We start from the raw sequence: 16,805 nt of genomic DNA on the forward strand, positions 1-16,805 counted from the left end.
TGCCCACCCTGCTGGCGGGCGACTTCGTGGCCCGGGTCGCTTCCGGGCCGGACAATTTCCTCACCCCCAACCAGACCGCCAAGGCGCTGGAGGCCGGCCCCCTGATGCTGGAGATGGCCCGCCGCGCCCACCAGGGCGGGGTGCGCATCGCCTTCGGCACCGATTCCGGCGTCTCGGCCCACGGCGACAACGCCCGCGAGTTCGCCCTGCTGGTGCGCGCCGGCCTGACGCCGCTGGAGGCCATCCAGGCCGCCACGGTCAACGCCGCCGAGCACTTACGCCTTCAGGACCAGATCGGCCGCCTCGCCCCCGGCATGGCGGCGGACCTGATCGCGGTCGAGGGGGACCCCCTGACCGACGTCACCGAGCTGGAGCGCGTGGCCTTCGTCATGAAGGGCGGCGTGACCTATCTGGACTGATCACACCCCGAATATCCACCAGATGGCCGCGCAGGTGGCGGCGCCGACGATGATCATCATGGGCACCCCGATCTTCAGGAAGTCAGTGAAGCGGTAGTCTCCCGCCGCATAGACCAGGGTGTTGGTCTGGTAGCCGATGGGCGTGGCGAAACTGGCCGAGGCGGCGAACATCACCGCCACCAGCAGCGGCCGGGCGTCGATGCCCATCTGCTCGGCCAGGCCGATGGCGATGGGCGTCATGATCACGGCCACCGCATTGTTGGTCACCATCTCGGTCAGGATGGTGGTCAGAAAATACAGGCACACCAGCACCACCAGCGGCGAGGCGTCCACCAGCAGGGGCGTGGCCCAGCCCACGATCAGACCGACGCTGCCGGCGTTCTGCAGGCCGATGCCGATGGCCAGCATGGCGAAGATCAGCACCAGCACGTCCCCGTCGATGGCGCCCCAGGCGTCCTCCGGGTCGATGCAGCGGGTCACCAGAATCACCGCCACGGCGATGATGGCGGCCCCGGCGATGGGGATGATGCCGAACGCCGCAGCCAGCACGGTTCCCGCCAGCGCCGCGATGGCGATGGGCGCCTTGCTGCGCCGGAACGGCTGGCTCTGGGTCGCGCCGACGCCCATGAGCGTGCGGTTCTCGCGCAGGTCCGGCACCGTTTCCGGCGGCGCGGCGATCAGCAGGGTGTCCGCCGCCCGCACGCGCGCCCCGCCCATGTCCGGCCCGGGCAGGTGGTGGGACCGCGACACCCCCAGAATTCTCAGCTTCAGCCGCGACAGCATCGGGATCTCGGACAGCCGCCGTCCGATGCCCGGATGGGTCGGGGCGATGGTAGCCTCGATGAAGGTGATCTTGTCGTCCTCGCTGTCGGGATCCTCTTCGCTTTCCTTGCGGGTCAGGACGATGCCGCCGGTGCGTCCGTTCATGCCCACGGTGAAGCCCGGCGCCCGGGCCAGGCCCTGGATTTCATGAGCGGGCGCCGACAGCAGGATGCGGTCGCCCTGCAGCAGGGCCTGATTGTCCAGATCCTTGCGCAGGATGCGGCCGTCGCGCTTCAAACCCACCACCTTGGTGTCGGACCGCTTCAGCAGATTGATCTCGCCCAGCTTGCGCCCGATGCGGTCGCTGCCGTCGCGCACCAGCAGTTCGGTCAGGAAGATGTGCGCATCCGTTTCACCATCGTCCCGGTCCTCCCGTCTGGGCAGCAGGAACGGCCCCAGCAGCGCCAGGGTCAGCACGCCGCTCAGGACCGTGACCAGACCCACCCCGGTGATCTCGAAGATGCCGAAGGGCTCCATCCCCATGTCCCGCGCCACGCCGTCCACCAGCAGATTGGTGGAGGTGCCGATCAGGGTCAGGGTTCCCGACATGATGGACAGATAGGACAGCGGAATCAGCAGGCGTGTGGAGGCGATGGACAGGGCCTTGGCCAGTTTCCTGATCACCGGGATCAGGATGATCACCACCGGGGTGTTGTTCATGAAGGCGGGCGCGGTCAGGGCCCCGCCGAACACCCCCGCCGCAGTCAGACGCGGACGCTCCTGCGCGCCCCGCGTCACCAGACCCAACAGCGCCTCGATCGCCCCGGTCCGCACCAGGGCCCCGGACAGGATGAACATGGCGGCGATGGTCACCGGCGCCGGATTGCCCAGCACCGACAGGGCCGAGGTCAGGGGCAGGAAGCCCGTCAGCATCATGATCGCCACCCCGCCCACGGCGATCACCGTCGGCGGCAACCGCTCGCTGATGAAGGCCGCGAACAGCCCGACCAGGAACGCCAGGCCGATCCAGGCGCTGTGCGTGTCGATGAAGGTGGTGATGACGTCCAAGGCAGCCCCTCTCGCCGGAAGGCTCCGGCTTCGCACGAAAGGCGCGGGCGTGCATCCGGTTCCGCGTTGACGCAACCCCCGTGGGCGCCTACCCCCGAGCCATGAACAGCCAGACCCTGCCCCATCCCATCGACGGCCTGCGCGCCGTGGCCGCCGACTACGACGTCCTGCTGTGCGACGTCTGGGGCGTGATCCACAACGGGCGCGAGCATTTCGCCCCCGCGCTGGACGCCCTGATCCGCTTCCGCGACGGGGGCGGCAAGGTGGTGTTGATCTCCAACGCCCCGCGCCCGTCCCGGGCCGTACTGTCCCAGCTGGACAGCCTGGGCGTGCCCCGCACGGGCTGGGACGCCTTCGTCACCTCCGGCGACGCCACCCGCGCCGAGCTGAGCCGCCGCGCCCCCGGCCCCGTCTGGGCCCTGGGGCCGGATCGGGACATGCCCCTCTATGAGGGAACCGGCGTCGCCGTGACCGACGGACCGGACGAGGCCGGGTTCATCTGCTGCACCGGTCTTTACGACGACACCGCCGAACAGCCGCAGGACTATCGCGAAGCCCTGTCGAAGGCCGCCGCGCGGGATCTGGAGATGGTCTGCGCCAATCCCGACCGGGTGGTGCAGCGCGGCGACCAGTTGATCTACTGCGCCGGTTCGCTGGCCGATCTCTACGAAACCCTCGGCGGGCGCGTGACCATGGCCGGCAAGCCGTTCGGCCCCATCTACGATCTGGCCATGAAGGAGGCCGAGACCCTGCTGGGCGCCAATGCGGACCGGTCCCGGGTGCTGTGCGTGGGCGACGGGGTGGTCACCGATGTCATGGGCGCCAACGGCCAGGGGCTGGACTGCCTGTTCGTGGCCGCCGGCATCCACGGGGCCACGGCGCAGGGGCCGGACGGCCGGGTCGACGCGGAAAAGGCGGGCGAGCTCCTCAGGGCCGAGACCACCTATGCCCGCTACACGATGCTGGACCTGGCCTGGTGAGGCTCGCCAAGCGAAGCTTCCGGCGCTAGAGCACCCCCATGACTGAGAAAAAACTCGTGGGGGCGCACCCCTCAGGCGGCTACATCCTCGACGAACTGCACGTCGGCATGACCGCTGAAAAAACCGTCGAGATGACCGAACAGCGCATCCAGCAGTTCGCCGACGCCTCGGATGACTTCAACCCCGTGCACATGGACGAGGCCTTCGCATCAAAGACCGCCTATCGCGGTCGCATCGCCCATGGGTTGCTGTCGGCCTCCTTCGGCTCGGCGGTGGTGGGCACCATCCTGCCCGGCGCCGGAGCCATCTACCTGCACCAGAGCCTGGCCTTCGAAAAGCCGGTGCGCATCGGCGACAAGGTCACCGCCCGCGTCACCGTGGCCGCCGTCGACCTGGAATCGGCCCGGGTGACCCTCAAGACCGAGGGCTATATCGGCGACACCTTCATCATGGGCGGAGAGGCCATCGTCCGTGTGCCGCGCCGTCGTCGGCCGGCGAAGGACTGACTTGCCCGTCCGCCTGATCACCGACTGGCGGAGCCTGCCTGCGGGCGACCGGGGCGCGGCGGTGGCGGTGGGCGCCTTCGACGGGGTCCACCGGGGCCATCAGGCGGTGATCGCCGAGGCGAAGGCGGCGGCGGACCGGCTGGCTGCCCCGCTGGCCGTGGTCAGCTTCGACCCCCATCCCCGTCGCTTCTTCCAGCCCGACGCCGCGCCTTTCCGCCTGATGACGCCGGACCAGATGGCCCATGCGCTGGCGCCGCTGGGCGTGGACCGGCTCTATCTGCTGCCCTTCGACGCCGAGATGGCGGGCATGAGCGACCGTGATTTCGCCGATCAGGTGCTGCATCAGGGGCTGGGCATCGTCCATGCGGCGGTGGGTTTCGACTTCACCTTCGGCAAGGGCCGCTCCGGCTCGCCCCAGGCCCTGGCCGACTATGGCGGCGAGATGGGCTTCACCGTTTCCGCCGCCCGGCGGGTGGACGACGCCGACGGGCTCAAGCTGTCGTCCAGCGCGGTGCGCGAGGCGCTCAAGGCGGGGGACATGGACCGCGCCGCCGCCATTCTGGGCCGCCCCTTCGCCATCCAGGCCGAGGTCGTCCACGGCGACAAGCGCGGCCGCGAGATCGGCGTGCCCACCGCCAACATGGCGCTCGGCGACTATATGCGCCCGGCCTACGGCATCTATGCGACCCGCACGCGCCTGCCCGACGGCCGGGTGGTGGACGGCGTCTCCAGCCTCGGCGTCCGCCCCATGTTCCGCACCGAGACCCCTATGCTTGAGGCCTGGCTGTTCGACTTCGACGGCGACCTCTACGGCCAGACGCTGGAGACCGAGCTGATCGCCTTCCTGCGCCCCGAAGCGGCCTTTGACGGCCTGGACGCCCTCAAGGCCCAGATCGACGCCGACGCCCGGGCGGCCCGGGCGGTTCTGGGGTCCTGAAGAGAGGCGGATATCTTTTTTAGTCCCCCACCCTCCGGGCGCCTTAAAATGCGGTCTGGCGGACGTGGTCCGGGCGCGGCGAGCGAAGGGGGCTTTGATACCACTGATACGATTCAGACCCTGTTTTTTCGGGGTCGGAGTCTGAATCTCGGGGCCGATTTCGGACTATTCGGACTATTCAGACCCTGTTTTTTCCGCCCGGAGTCTGAAATCCGGAACGGCCGAGGACGGTGAGGAAGCCCGCCTCATCCTCGAACCGCGCCCGCACCGGCCAGGCCGTGACCCGGCCGCGCCACTCGGGGGGCAGGCGGACCCAGTCCTTCTCGGTGGTCACCAGCCCCGCGTCCTGATCCGCCGCCCGGGCCGCCAGCGCCTTCAGGTCGCCCTCGGCGAAGGCGGCGTGGTCAGGGAAGGCGGCGAAGTCGATCAGGTCACAGCCGGCGGCGGTCAGGGCCCGCTCCACCTTCCACGGCTTGGCGATCCCCGCGAAGCCCAGTTGCGGCCCGGGCGGCGGCGGCGCAGCGGCCTCCAGCCGGGCGATAAATACCGGCTTATCCTTGAATAAACTCAACAATTCCTGATCCGCGTGCGGCAGATCAGCCGGCAGCAGCACCACCACCGCATCGGCCCGCGCCAGCCCGGCCTGCAGCGGCTCGCGCATGGGCCCGGCGGGGAACACCGCCCCGTCCCCGAAGGGCCACTCCCCGCCCCGCGTCTCCCCGTCCACCACGATCAGGGACAGGGTCTTCCTCAGGCTGGGGTTCTGATGCCCGTCGTCCATGACCACCACCGCGGCCCCCGCCTCCGCCGCCGCCCGCGCGCCCGCCGGGCGATCCTTCGCCACCCACACCGGGGCCACCCCGGCCAGCAACAGCGGCTCATCGCCCACGTCCCCGGCGGCATGCTGCGCGGGGTCCACCCGCACCGGCCCCGCCAGCCGCCCGCCATAGCCCCGCGTCAGCCCGTGGGCCTCCAAACCCTTGTCCCGCAACAGGCGCAGCACCTCCCGCGCCACCGGCGTCTTGCCCGACCCGCCAACGGTCAGATTGCCCACCGAGATCACCGCCACGCCCGCATCCACCGGGACAGTCCGTGCGATCCGCCGCGCCGTCGCCCCGGCCCACAGCCAGGACAGGGGCTTCAGCAGGGTGCGAACGACCGGCGACGGCGCGCCCTCGCGCACATACCACCAGCGCGGCGTGTTCAGCTTCATGGCGTCCTCCCGGCGGGCAACAGGGGCGCCAGATGGCTCCACAGCCGGTCCAGCCCCGCGTCCGCCGCCTGGGCTGCACGCCGGGCCCGCTCGCCCACAGCCCGCGCCTTCACCGGATCGGCCAGCAGGGGCGCGATCGCCGGCGCCAGCTGCTCGACGCGCTCAACCCGGATCAGGCCGCCCGCCCGCTCCAGATCGGCCGCCACGTCGGGCCAGTTGGCCATGTCCGGCCCGCAGATCGTGGGCTTGCCCAGCCGCGCGGGCTCCAGCGGATTGTGCCCGCCCGCCCCCGCATGGCCGATCACCGGCCCGAACGAGCCGCCCATGACCACCACGTCCGCCAGCGCCAGGAACAGGCCCATCTCGCCAAGGGTGTCAGCCAGGTAGACTGAGGTGTCGAGCGCAATGGGCTCGCCCGCCGAGCGCACGGCGACCATGCGGCCTTCGGTGCGCAAGGTCTGGACCAGCCCGCCGCCCCGCTCCGGATGGCGCGGCATGAGGATCAGGAACGGAACCTCCTCCAACGCGTCCAGAGCCCTGGCGATGGCCCGTTCCTCGCCCGGATGGGTGCTGGCCGCCAGCACTACGGATCGGTCGCCGATGGCCGCGCTCAGCTGGTCGAAGGCGCCCTTGTCGTGGGTCAGGGGTCCGCCCGCCAGCTTCAGATTGGCGCGGCCCTGCACCTGCCCCCCCAGGGCCTCGAGGCGCGCGGCGGAGGCGTCGTCCTGGGGCAGGATCAGATCGAAGGCCGACAGCAGCGTCCGCGCCGCGCCCCGCGTGCGGCCCCAGCCCTGCGCCGTCTTGTCGGTGATGCGGGCGCTGATCAGGGCCAGCTTCACGCCGCGCTCCCGCGCCGCCCCGATCAGATTGGGCCACAACTCGCTCTCCACCAGCACGCCCAGCGAGGGCCGCCAGTGGTTCAGGAACCGCGCCGTCGCCAGCGGCCCGTCCACCGGGGCGTACTGATGGATGACGTCGGGCGGCAGGCGCTCGGCCAGGATGCGCGCCGAGGTCACGGTGCCCGAGGTCACCAGAATCGCCGTCTCCGGCCGCTCGGCCCGCAGCCGGGCGATCACCGGCAGCAGGGACAGGCTCTCGCCCACGCTGACCCCGTGCAGCCATACCAGCGGTCCGGACGGCCGCGGGATCGACGGGCGGCCCAGTCGTTCGTTGAGGCGGCCCATGTCCTCCTTGCCGCGCCGGGCCCGCGCACCCAGCAGGCGCGGCGCCAGCGGCTCCAGCCAGCCGGTGACCACGCTGTAGGCTTTCAGGACCAGCGACATCAGGTCTTCGCCAGGGTCTCGGCCCGGTCCTCGACGGCGGTGAGGCGCGCGGTCCACGCGTCGATCACCGAAGCAGGATCCACGCCCCGCCCGATCTCGACCCGGTCCCAGACCATGGCCCCGCGCGCAAACGGCAGCGGCAGCATCGCCCGGTCCCAGCTGTTCAGGCGGATGGCGGGGCGGCAAGACAGGCCCAGCAGCAGCACAGGCGCCCCGGACATGCGGGCCATGACCGCCAGCCCCTCACCCATCTGCCGCGCCGGGCCCCGGGGCCCATCCGGCGTCAGGGTCACCGCCCCGCCGGACTTCAGCCACTTCAGGGCGTCGCGCAGAGCCTGGGACCCGCCCTTGGCCTTCTCCGGCCTCTCCTTCTTCTGGGACGAGCCGCGAATGGCGGGAAAGCCCAGCCGCGCCACGGCGTCGGCGATGAATTGCCCGTCAGGGGACAGGGAGATGAGCGCGCGGACCGGCTGGCCCCGGCCATGGTCCCAGGCGGCGGGGGCCAGGCCGATGCGTGAATGCCAGAAGGCGATAATGACCGGCCCGCCCCCGGCCCAGGCGGCCTCGACCAGGTCGCGGTTCTCGTGGCGCCAGCGGATGGTGGCGAAGCACAGCCGCATCCAGCCCGCCATCAGGCGGCTGAGAACCCCCTGAATCACCGGATTCCGGATCGGCCTCACGAGCCCGCCTCGTCCGGCGCGGCGTCCAGGGACTGCTGGCGCGCCAGGCGCGCGTACAGACCGCCGCGCCCAACCAGTTCCGTGTGCGAACCTTCCTCCACGACCCGCCCGGCCTCGATCACATAGATCCGGTCCGCGTTCTGCACCGTGGACAGGCGGTGGGCGATCATCAGGGTGGCGCGGCCTTCCATCAATCGTTCCAGCGCCGCCTGCACCAGCGCCTCGCTCTCGGTGTCCAGAGCGCTGGTGGCTTCGTCCAGCAGCAGGATCGGTGCGTCCTTGAGGAAGGCCCGGGCGATGGCGATGCGCTGGCGCTGGCCGCCGGAGAGGCGAACCCCGGCCTCGCCGGCGCGGGTGTCATAGCCCTCAGGCAGGGCCGTGATGAACTCATGGGCCGCGGCCGCCCGCGCCGCCGCTTCGATCTCGTCCGGCGAGGCGTCGGGTCGGCTGTAGGCAATGTTGAAGGCGATGGTCTCGTCAAACAGGAATGGCTCCTGGGTCACCAGGGCGATGCGGTCGCGCAGGGCCTTCAGCGCCACATCCCGCACATCGAGGCCATTGATGCGCACCGCCCCGCCGGTGACGTCATAGAACCGGGGCAGCAGGCTCAGGATGGTGCTCTTGCCGCCGCCGGACGGGCCGACCAGGGCCACGGTCTCCCCGGGACTGACCCGGATGTCCACGGCGCTGAGCGTGGGGGCCGCATCGGAATAGGCGAAGCTGACGCCCTCGAACCGCACCTCGCAGGGACCGTCCGGCAGATCGACCGGCTCGGCCGCCTCGCGGATCTCGGGCTGGATGTCCAGGGCCTCGAACAGGCGGCGGGCCGCTGTGAGCCCCTCGGCCAGCACGGTCTGCAAATTGCTCAGATTACGCAGCGACTGGGCGGCGGCCAACAGGATCCCGATGAAGGCGGTGAACTCGCCCACGTTCATCTCGCCCTGCTGCGAGCGCCAACCGGCATAGGTCAGAACCGCGGCGACCACGAACATGGCCACCATTTCGCTGGAGGGGCCCGAGAACGCCTTGGCGTTGGCGCCCTTGATGACGAAGCGCTGGCGTCGGGCGATGACCTCGCCCACCCGCGCGTCCTCGGCGTCCTCGCGGTTCTCGATCTTGACCAGCCGCACCCCGTCCAGGTTCTCCATCAGGGCGGTGGACAGCACCGTGGTCTCGGCCATGGCCCCCACGGCGGCCTTGCGCGCCTTCTTCGAAAACCGCCGCAGCACCAGATTCACCACCGGCATGCCGCACAGCACCACCAGCGCCAGCATGGGATCGATCCAGATCATCGAGGCGATCAGGGCGATCAGGGTCAGGCCGTGCTGGGTGTAGCTCACCGTCCCGGTGGTGAAGGCCTCGCGCACCAGATTGGCGTCGAACAGCACCGACGAAACGAACCCGCCGGAGTGCTGGGCGCGCAGGCGGGCCAGGTCGGCGCGGATCATGCGGGCGAACAGCTGGCCCTGAATCTCGCCCACCACCCCGTGGCCCAGGCGGTTGACCAGATTGGCCTGGCCGATGGCGGCGGCGCCCCGGAGCACCCCGACCCCGGCGATGGCGGCGGGGATCATCCACAGGGCGTTGGGGTCCTGATCCACGAACAGGCCGTTCACCGCCGGCTCCAGCAGCCGCAGGATCAGGGCGGTGGTCCCGGCGGTCACGGCCGCGCACAGCATGGCCAGGGCCAGCCGGCCCTTTCGCTCGGACAGGTAGTCGCGCCAGATGCGCGCCAGCAGGGGGCGCAGCGGCTGTCGCGCTTCGGGCGGGGTCACGGTCATGGCTTCCGCTCCGACGTCAGGGTGGCGAAGTCAAGGCGTCGTCGCCTCAGCCCCACGGGCCGCCGTGCGAGCCGGAGCCGCCATCAGGGCCGCTCTCGCGCGCCTGACGCTCCGCCTGCCGCCGCGTGGCCCATGCCCGGAACCAGCGCGTGGCCTGACGGTCCCGCCGCCAGACCAGAACCCAGAAGGCCAGCAGGGTCAGAAGCGAGATGAGGCCGAACAGCTGCTGGCCGTCCAGGGTCGTTCCAAACATTGTCATGGCGTGATCTTACGCCTTCAGAGCGGCCTCGTCGCCCCGTTGATCGTTCCGGGGGTCGATCATGCGGTGGGCGTGCAGGATGAAGTAGCGCATGTGGGCGTTGTCCACGGTCTGCTGCGCCTTGGCCTTCCACGCCTTGCGGGCTTCCTCGTAGTTCGGGAAGGCGCCGACGAAGTCGACCTGGGACAGGTCGCGGAACGCGGTCCCGTTCAGGTCGCGCAGCTCGCCGCCGAAGACGATGTGCAGCAGCTGGTTGTTTTCGATGTCCTGAGGCATTGGTTCGTCCGTCCGTTGAATGGCGGTTCAGTTGGCCAGCGGAATAGGCCGACAGCGCCCGATTATCAACGGATGCAGGGCCGGCGCGGCGCAGATCAGGCTGGCCTGTCGCGGATCGGCCCGGTTGAAGCGCCAGGGCTGGCCATGGTGGTCGCTGACCGTCGCCCCGGCTTCCGCCGCGATCAGCGCCCCGGCGGCCACGTCCCAGTCCCACTTGGGCGTCAGGGCCATGGCGGCGTCGAAGACGCCGGACGCCACCAGCGCCATGCGATAGGCCAGCGAGTTGCGGTTCTCCACCCGCATGGGGGGCCAGGGCTCCGGCCATTTCGGGCTGTCCAGCAGGCCCGCGCCGGTCAGGACGGAGGCGTTCTCCAGCATCGAGGTCTCTGACGCCGCGATCATCCGCCCGTTCAGCAGGGCGCCGCCGCCTTCCACCGCCGCGAAGGTCTCATTCAGGTCCGGGGCGTGGATAACCGCCGCCACGGGGCGGCCGTCCTCGACGATGGCCAGCGCCACGCTCCACCACGGCCTGTTCTTCATGAAGGCCACTGTGCCGTCGATGGGATCGACCACAAGGATGCGCCGCCGCGACAGCCGTTCGGCGTTGTCTGCGGTCTCCTCTGACAGCCAGCCGTGATCGGGGCGGGCCGCCGTCAGATGCTCGCGCAGCCAGCGGTCCACCGCCACGTCCGCATCGGTCACGGGCGAGCCGCCTGGCTTGGACTGGATCTTCAGGCCCTGCGCCCGGTGGCGCACGGCCAGGGCGCCGGCCTCGACCGCCGCCGCCTTCAGCAGGTCCAGGTCGGCGGCGAGCGTCATTTCCCGGCGATGGCCACCGCGTCGATCAGCAGCGACGGGCTGTTGAACGAGCCCCGGAACTCCAGGTCCGATCCGACCACCATCCGTCCCGCCAGGGCCAGCAGGTTGCCCGCCACGGTGATCTCGCTGACGGGCCAGGCGATCTGGCCGTCCTCGAACCAGAAGCCGGACACGCCCGCCGACCAGTCGCCGGTGTTGGGATTCAACGAGGGGCCGAACATGGACGTGACCAGAAGCCCGGTCTTCGCATCGGCCATCAGGCCCTTCAGGTCGCGCGCGCCGGGCTCGAGATGCAGGTTATGGCCGGAGACGCCGGAGGGCCCCGCCAGGCCGCGCGAGGCGTGGCCCGTGGTCTGCAGGCCCAGTTGCGCCGCCGAGGCGGTGTTCAACATCCAGCCGTTGATCACGCCCGCAGAGATCAGTTCGCGCCGCTCCACCGCCACGCCCTCGTCGTCGAAGGGGGTGGAGCCCAGCCCGCGCGGCCGGAACGGGTCGTCGATCAGGGTCACGGCGCCGGACAGCACCTGCTGGCCCAGCCGATCCTTCAGGAACGACACGCCGCGGGTCACCGCGGTCCCGGCCATAGCCTGCACGAAAGGCGAGATGACCTGCGTCGCCAGACGGTTCTCGAAGATCACCGGGGCGGTGGTCGAGGCGATCTTGCGCGCGCCCAGCCGCGCCACGGCCCGCTGTCCGGCCAGGGCGCCGATGGCCTCGGCGCCCGGCAGATCCGACAGGTGGCGGACGGAGCGGTGTTCGCTGCCGCGCTCCTTGGCGCCGTCCCGGGCGGCGATGACGCCCACCCCCAGAGAGAAACTGCTGCCCCGGTGCGCGCCGTCGAAGCCGTGCGACGTCGCCAGCCGCCAGTCGCCGGCGGACCAGGTGGCGCTGCCGCCTTCGGAGATGGACACGCCGGGCGTGGCCCGGGCGGCGTCTTCCGCCTGACGCGCGGCGGCTTCCAGCGCCTCGGCGGTGCATTCTGTTGGGTCGAACAGGTCCAGATCCGGGTGAGGGCCCTGGGCCAGCCGATCTTGGGGCGCCAGGTCCGCATAGGGATCCTCCGGCGCCAGCCGCGCCATGGCCACGGCCCGCTCCACCAGACGGTCGCGGGTTGCGGCGGACAGGTCCGAGGCCGAGACCGTCGCCTGACGGCGGCCCACGAACACGCGCAGGCCCAGATCGCGGGACTCCTCGCGCTCCACCTCCTCCAGCGCGCCGTTGCGCACGCCCAGCGACAGGGTGCGGCGATCCGCGTGCACCGCCTCGGCGGCGTCGGCCCCGGCCTTCAGCGCGGCGGAGAGAATGTCGTTCAGGATATCGGTGGTGGGGAGGGAAGCATCAGCCATGCCCCGATATGGCCGGTCGCCCGCCCGCCCGCAACCGGCCCTGATCTGAGGCGCCGTTCAGGACGCCGTCAGGGCACCGCATAGGCGATCAGGATCACGCCGATGGTCAGCAGGGGGATGTAGGTCAGCATCATGCCCACGACGCGCGATCGTGTCGCCCCCACCGATCGGCTGAGGCCGAAGGCGTGAATGAGGCGCCCCAGAAAGAAGACCGCGCCCACGGCGTGCATCAGCCAGGGCGTCACGCCCACCATGGCCATCAGGGCCAGGGCCGCCATGCCCGCCGGCGCATACTCCGCCGCGTTGCCGAAAGCGCGCGAGGCGGCCATCAGCTCCGGCGCTTCGCCATCGCCGTAACCGATGCGCAGCCGCTGGCGCTGGCGCACCACCAGACCCGACAGGGTGATCAACAGCAGGATCAGCAGGCCGCCCCACAGGGCGGCGGCGCGGGCTGAATCCTGAACGGCGGCGGTGAACAGGTCCATCAGCGGACCTCCCTTCCAATGGGGTACAGGCGATAGCGGTCGTCATAGAAGGGCGTCCGCTCGTAGAACCATGCCAGACGGGCGTTGCCGTCGGCGGCGAATTCCGCGTCTTCCGCCAGCCGGGCCTCGAAGGCAGCGCGGAGGGCCGGATCGGACTCCAGCATGCGCTCGGCCAGCGGCGCGATGGCGTAAGCCTCGATGTACTCCACCCGGTTCAGGATTTCCGGGAACATGCCCCAGGCGAAGAAGCTCTCGGACGACTGGGGCTCCAGAGCCAGCACCACCAGATCGCCCAGGGGCTGATCGGTGGGCACCCGCACCGATCCGGCCGGGAAGGTCCAGTCGCGGTCCTCCGTCGCCACCGTCTCGACCGTGATCGGCACGTGGCCCTCGCTGGTGCGGCCCGAGACCCTCGGGTTTTCAAGGCGCAGCATCTGCACCGGGACCGTGCGCGGCGCGTCCAGCACCTCCATCCGCACCCCGTGCAGGCGCAGGCGCTCGATGACGTCCGCCCGATACGACGGCACCCAGTAGGCCTCCGGCCGCGCCAGGGTCAGGGTCGGACGTGACCCGTAGAACGGCATCATCCACGGTTCGGGGTCCGGCTGGCCCAGCCAGCGGATCTCCGACCGGCCGGAGGCGACGCTTTCAAAGGTTTCGTAGCGTATGCCCAGGAACTCCCGGGTGGCCACCGGCTCTTCGGTCGGCGCAAAATTGGCGAGGATTTCACTCGGCCGCAGGGCACGGTCGCGGGTCACCGCCACCCGCAGGTCTTCGCCGTGGTCGGCCAGCAGGCGCATGGCTGCCTCAAGGAACACATAGGTTCCCAGAACCCGCTGCTGGTGGGGCTTCAGGCTGTGGTTCTCGATCAGGATGGTGGGCACATGGGCGGCCGAGCCCCAGCCGTTGGAGAACCGCTCGCCCAGCCCGCCGTCCGACAGACCCGCGCGCGGGTTGCGGTCGTCCATGGCGAAGACCAGTTCGCCGGGGATGTGGCCCTGGGCCTCCAGCGCCTCGTTCATGGCCGGCTTGAAGGCGTCGTCCAGCCATTGGGCGATGGCCGGAGAGCGGGACCAGACGCCGTTCTCGCCATTGTAGCCGTAGGTGACGTCGTACTGATAGTCGATGCCGTCGGTGACGTGGATGTCCACATACAGGTCCGGCTGGTAACGCTGGATCAGGCCCATGACCGCGCGCATCTCGGTCTGGTCCAGCTTCACGAAGTCGCGATTCAGATTCTGGTTGGTGGCCGTATGACGCCAGCCCTGGATGCGCGGTCCGCGCTGGTTCGGCCGGGAATGGGCGCCGGCGCGCTCGTGGCCGTCGACGCTCAGGATCGGGATCAGGATCAGATTGACCCTGTCCAGCAGATCGTCGCGGCCATACATGGCGATGTCGCGCAGCAGCATCATGCCCGCGTCCTTGCCGTCAATCTCGCCCGGGTGGATGCCGGCCTGGGCCAGCAGCACCGGCTTGGAGGGATCGAATGCGGCGCCGTCCTTCGACGCGATCACCGCATAGATGGGCCGGCCCTCCGGCGAGGTTCCGAACTGTTCGATGCGGATCAGGTCGGAGGCCCCATCCAACCGGTCGAACCAGGCGCGGGTGTCAGCGTAGGTCGGGCTGAAGTCATGCGCCGGGTCGGCCTCGAACGGCGTGACCCAAGGGTCGGACGCCTCGCGCAGCAGGGACCGGCTCGCCCCGTTCCATTCAGGAGCGGGCGGCAGGAATTCCTGATCCCACGGTGCGGCGTTCGGAACGGAAGGCGACTGGGACATGACAGGACTCGCAAGCAGAAGGGACGCGGCGCAGAGCCATACAGTTGGACGCATGAGGCGCTTTCGAAGCTCCGGCGGCGCGCCGGACGATGCAGCCTTCTAGCCCTTAAAATCCGGAATGTCAGACCGCGTCGGCGTCCTTCTCGGCAGGCATGCCGGCCCGCGCCTTGTCGCACAGCTTCTTGAGGGCCGAGGTGATGGTGGAGCCGTACAGTTGCCCCTGCACATCAGAGTAGCCTTCGGTGGTCAGCCGCCGCTTGATCTCCCCGACATTGGCGAATTCGCCGCTTTCGGCGAGTTGATAGGCGCGTTCGACGGTGGTGAGACGATAGTTCATGCGCTTTACATAGTGACGCTTGGCGAGAATGCGAGCGTCTCCGCGCCCGCCACACGACTCAGGTCCCGCTCCGCGCTTCAGGCGCGTCTTCGCCGCCCGGAGTGGAGCGGACCCCGAGATACCGCTCGTCCAGCGTGCGCAACGGCAGGAAGACACCGTGGGCGATGCGTCCCGTGCGCGTGTCGGGATAGACGATGTGGGTCACCACGCCCTGCTCCGGCCGGTCGCCATGGATGATGCGCCAGGCGAAATAGGCGCCCAGCCAGATCACCAGCAGGAAGATCAGCGGCCCGGCCAGGGTCATGCCGCCCCGGCGCGGTTCGCCGCCGCGCCGTCTCACTTCCATATGGGCGCCCCGTCGCCGGGCAGGCCCAGCCGGTCCCACATGGCGTTCACCCGCTCCACCACGTCCGGCTCCATGCGGATTTCCTCGCCCCACTCCCGCTTCGTCTCGGGCGGCAGCTTGTCGGTGGCGTCCAGGCCGATCTTGGAGCCCAGCCCGCTCTCGGGCGAGGCGAAGTCCAGATAGTCGATGGGGGTGTTCTCGATCACGGTGATGTCCCGCGCCGGGTCCATCTTGGTGGACACCGCCCACATGACGTCCTTCCAGTCCCGGGCGTCGATGTCGTCGTCCACCACGATGATCCACTTGGTGTACATGAACTGGCGCAGATAGCTCCACACGCCCAGCATCACCCGCTTGGCGTGGCCCGGATAGGCTTTTTTCATGGACACCACGGCGATGCGGTAGCTGCAGCCCTCCGGCGGCAGCCAGAAGTCGGTGATCTCGGGGAACTGGGCCTGCAGCAGGGGGATGAACACCTCGTTCAGCGCCTCGCCCAGCACCGAGGGCTCGTCTGGCGGCCGGCCTGTGAAGGTGGTCAGATAGATGGGGTCGCGGCGCATGGTGATCGCCGTCACCTGAAACACCGGGAAGGTCTCCACCGAGTTGTAATAGCCGGTGTGGTCGCCGTAGGGGCCTTCCTCGGCGTGCTCGTCCAGCAGCACATGGCCCTCCAGCACGATCTCGGCCTGGGCCGGGACCATCAGGGGCACGGTCTTGCAGGGCACCAGCTCGGCCTTGGCCCCGCGCATCAAGCCGGCGAACTGGTATTCGCTCAGGGTGTCGGGCACCGGCGTCACCGCCGCCAGGATGGTCCCGGGATCGGCGCCCAGCACCACGGCGGCGGGCAGGGGCTCGCGCTTTCCAGCCTTCCGGTGCCGGGCATAGTGCTGCGCCCCGCCCCGGTGGGCCAGCCAGCGCATGATGGCCTTGTCCTTGCCCAGCACCTGCATGCGGTAGATGCCCAGGTTGAAGTCGTCCTCGGCCGCGTCGGACGGTCCCTTGGTGACGACGAGGCCCCATGTGATCAGGGGCGCGGGCTCGCCGGGCCAGCAGGTCTGGATCGGCAGACTGGTCAGGTCGATGTCGTCGCCCGTCAGCACCACCTCGTGCACCGGAGCCTTCTTCACCGTCTTCGGCCGCATGCCCATGACGGTGCGGGCCAGCGGCAGCATCTCCATGGCGTCGGACAGGCCGCGCGGCGGGGTGGGATTCTTCAGGAACGCCAGCAGTTCGCCCACCTCGCGCAGCTCGGCTGCGGTCGTGCGCTGCTTGTTCTCAAGGGTGACGCCCATGGCCACCCGTTTCACGGTGCCGAACAGGTTGACCAGGCAGGGGATGGGGCTGACCGAACCGTCGGGCATCAAAGGCTTTTCGAAGATCACCGCCGGGCCGCCGTTGCGCAGCAGCCGGGTCTGGATCTCGGTCATCTCAAGGACGGTGGAGACGGGCTCCGACACCCGCACCAGCTCGCCCCGGGATTCGAGCATTTCTATAAAATCGCGCAGGGATCTGTAGGCCATGACCACCGAT

General features: G+C 69.9%; 18 protein-coding genes. 4 read left to right on the plus strand and 14 right to left on the minus strand.

Features of this window, described 5'->3' with window-relative positions; genetic code table 11:
- Positions 1 to 419 (plus strand): amidohydrolase family protein (locus C0461_RS03560; RefSeq protein ID WP_292104000.1); only part of this gene is annotated, 419 nt, incomplete at its 5' end.
- Here C0461_RS03560 and C0461_RS03565 read toward each other — a convergent pair.
- On the minus strand, positions 420 to 2,249 hold the full coding sequence (locus C0461_RS03565; RefSeq protein WP_292104001.1) for an SLC13 family permease: 1,830 nt from the start codon (positions 2,247 to 2,249) through the stop codon (positions 420 to 422).
- A gap of 101 nt (positions 2,250 to 2,350) precedes the next feature.
- Here C0461_RS03565 and C0461_RS03570 point away from each other — a divergent pair, with 101 nt between their 5' ends.
- From C0461_RS03570 to C0461_RS03580, 3 genes are read left to right on the plus strand one after another with little or no spacing between them, the layout of a single operon-like run.
- Entirely contained in the window at positions 2,351 to 3,229 is an 879-nt protein-coding gene (locus C0461_RS03570; RefSeq protein ID WP_292104073.1) for a TIGR01459 family HAD-type hydrolase, read from the plus strand.
- A gap of 38 nt (positions 3,230 to 3,267) precedes the next feature.
- A complete protein-coding gene (locus C0461_RS03575; RefSeq protein ID WP_045319047.1) occupies positions 3,268 to 3,735 on the plus strand; it encodes a MaoC family dehydratase in 468 nt (155 codons plus the stop codon).
- A 1-nt stretch (position 3,736) separates the two neighbouring features.
- Entirely contained in the window at positions 3,737 to 4,672 is a 936-nt protein-coding gene (locus tag C0461_RS03580; protein ID WP_292104004.1) for a bifunctional riboflavin kinase/FAD synthetase, read from the plus strand.
- A gap of 178 nt (positions 4,673 to 4,850) precedes the next feature.
- On the opposite strand, the gene lpxK is transcribed toward C0461_RS03580, so the two are convergent.
- The 13 genes from lpxK to C0461_RS03645 form a co-directional block, all read right to left on the minus strand.
- Positions 4,851 to 5,885: a tetraacyldisaccharide 4'-kinase gene (gene lpxK / locus C0461_RS03585; protein WP_292104006.1), complete on the minus strand. Its 1,035-nt coding sequence runs from the start codon at positions 5,883 to 5,885 to the stop codon at positions 4,851 to 4,853.
- Positions 5,882 to 7,168, minus strand: coding sequence for a 3-deoxy-D-manno-octulosonic acid transferase (locus C0461_RS03590; protein ID WP_292104008.1), 1,287 nt, complete (start codon positions 7,166 to 7,168; stop codon positions 5,882 to 5,884). Before C0461_RS03590 ends, lpxK begins: the two co-directional genes overlap by 4 nt.
- Complete coding sequence (locus C0461_RS03595; RefSeq protein WP_292104009.1) at positions 7,168 to 7,848, minus strand: lysophospholipid acyltransferase family protein; 681 nt, start codon at positions 7,846 to 7,848, stop codon at positions 7,168 to 7,170. Before C0461_RS03595 ends, C0461_RS03590 begins: the two co-directional genes overlap by 1 nt.
- Positions 7,845 to 9,629, minus strand: a complete 1,785-nt coding sequence (locus C0461_RS03600) for an ABC transporter ATP-binding protein (RefSeq protein WP_292104010.1) — start codon at positions 9,627 to 9,629, stop codon at positions 7,845 to 7,847. Before C0461_RS03600 ends, C0461_RS03595 begins: the two co-directional genes overlap by 4 nt.
- Positions 9,630 to 9,675: 46 nt before the next feature.
- Positions 9,676 to 9,888 carry a hypothetical protein gene (locus C0461_RS03605; RefSeq protein ID WP_292104012.1) on the minus strand — a complete coding sequence of 71 codons (213 nt, stop codon included), beginning with the start codon at positions 9,886 to 9,888 and terminating at the stop codon, positions 9,676 to 9,678.
- Between the two features lie 9 nt (positions 9,889 to 9,897).
- Complete coding sequence (locus C0461_RS03610; protein WP_292104013.1) at positions 9,898 to 10,164, minus strand: DUF4170 domain-containing protein; 267 nt, start codon at positions 10,162 to 10,164, stop codon at positions 9,898 to 9,900.
- Between the two features lie 27 nt (positions 10,165 to 10,191).
- A complete protein-coding gene (locus tag C0461_RS03615; protein WP_292104016.1) occupies positions 10,192 to 10,983 on the minus strand; it encodes a 3'(2'),5'-bisphosphate nucleotidase CysQ in 792 nt (263 codons plus the stop codon).
- Complete coding sequence (locus C0461_RS03620) at positions 10,980 to 12,329, minus strand: TldD/PmbA family protein (protein WP_292104022.1); 1,350 nt, start codon at positions 12,327 to 12,329, stop codon at positions 10,980 to 10,982. The genes C0461_RS03615 and C0461_RS03620 overlap by 4 nt, the downstream gene beginning before the upstream one ends.
- Before the next feature lie 68 nt (positions 12,330 to 12,397).
- Entirely contained in the window at positions 12,398 to 12,814 is a 417-nt protein-coding gene (locus C0461_RS03625; RefSeq protein ID WP_292104024.1) for an MAPEG family protein, read from the minus strand.
- Positions 12,814 to 14,646: a M14 family metallopeptidase gene (locus C0461_RS03630; protein WP_292104026.1), complete on the minus strand. Its 1,833-nt coding sequence runs from the start codon at positions 14,644 to 14,646 to the stop codon at positions 12,814 to 12,816. Before C0461_RS03630 ends, C0461_RS03625 begins: the two co-directional genes overlap by 1 nt.
- Before the next feature lie 67 nt (positions 14,647 to 14,713).
- Positions 14,714 to 14,929, minus strand: coding sequence for a hypothetical protein (locus C0461_RS03635; RefSeq protein ID WP_292104028.1), 216 nt, complete (start codon positions 14,927 to 14,929; stop codon positions 14,714 to 14,716).
- Between the two features lie 58 nt (positions 14,930 to 14,987).
- Positions 14,988 to 15,275, minus strand: coding sequence for a hypothetical protein (locus C0461_RS03640; protein ID WP_292104029.1), 288 nt, complete (start codon positions 15,273 to 15,275; stop codon positions 14,988 to 14,990).
- The gene (locus tag C0461_RS03645; RefSeq protein ID WP_292104030.1) at positions 15,266 to 16,795 is read right to left on the minus strand and encodes a UbiD family decarboxylase; all 1,530 of its coding nucleotides are present in this window, start codon (positions 16,793 to 16,795) and stop codon (positions 15,266 to 15,268) included. Before C0461_RS03645 ends, C0461_RS03640 begins: the two co-directional genes overlap by 10 nt.
- Positions 16,796 to 16,805: the final 10 nt, after the last annotated feature.

The organism is Brevundimonas sp., from assembly GCF_013823285.1.
Lineage (GTDB): Bacteria > Pseudomonadota > Alphaproteobacteria > Caulobacterales > Caulobacteraceae > Brevundimonas.

Coding starts and splice junctions, on each gene's coding strand:
- C0461_RS03590 (WP_292104008.1), bottom strand. CDS start 7,168: ATGTCGCTGGTCCTGAAAGCCTACAGCGTGGTCACCGGCTGGCTGGAG.
- C0461_RS03570 (WP_292104073.1), top strand. CDS start 2,351: ATGAACAGCCAGACCCTGCCCCATCCCATCGACGGCCTGCGCGCCGTG.
- C0461_RS03630 (WP_292104026.1), bottom strand. CDS start 14,646: ATGCGTCCAACTGTATGGCTCTGCGCCGCGTCCCTTCTGCTTGCGAGT.
- C0461_RS03640 (WP_292104029.1), bottom strand. CDS start 15,275: ATGGAAGTGAGACGGCGCGGCGGCGAACCGCGCCGGGGCGGCATGACC.
- C0461_RS03615 (WP_292104016.1), bottom strand. CDS start 10,983: ATGACGCTCGCCGCCGACCTGGACCTGCTGAAGGCGGCGGCGGTCGAG.
- C0461_RS03610 (WP_292104013.1), bottom strand. CDS start 10,164: ATGCCTCAGGACATCGAAAACAACCAGCTGCTGCACATCGTCTTCGGC.
- C0461_RS03575 (WP_045319047.1), top strand. CDS start 3,268: ATGACTGAGAAAAAACTCGTGGGGGCGCACCCCTCAGGCGGCTACATC.
- C0461_RS03625 (WP_292104024.1), bottom strand. CDS start 12,814: ATGGACCTGTTCACCGCCGCCGTTCAGGATTCAGCCCGCGCCGCCGCC.
- C0461_RS03600 (WP_292104010.1), bottom strand. CDS start 9,629: ATGACCGTGACCCCGCCCGAAGCGCGACAGCCGCTGCGCCCCCTGCTG.
- C0461_RS03605 (WP_292104012.1), bottom strand. CDS start 9,888: ATGACAATGTTTGGAACGACCCTGGACGGCCAGCAGCTGTTCGGCCTC.
- C0461_RS03645 (WP_292104030.1), bottom strand. CDS start 16,795: ATGGCCTACAGATCCCTGCGCGATTTTATAGAAATGCTCGAATCCCGG.
- lpxK (WP_292104006.1), bottom strand. CDS start 5,885: ATGAAGCTGAACACGCCGCGCTGGTGGTATGTGCGCGAGGGCGCGCCG.
- C0461_RS03635 (WP_292104028.1), bottom strand. CDS start 14,929: ATGAACTATCGTCTCACCACCGTCGAACGCGCCTATCAACTCGCCGAA.
- C0461_RS03620 (WP_292104022.1), bottom strand. CDS start 12,329: ATGGCTGATGCTTCCCTCCCCACCACCGATATCCTGAACGACATTCTC.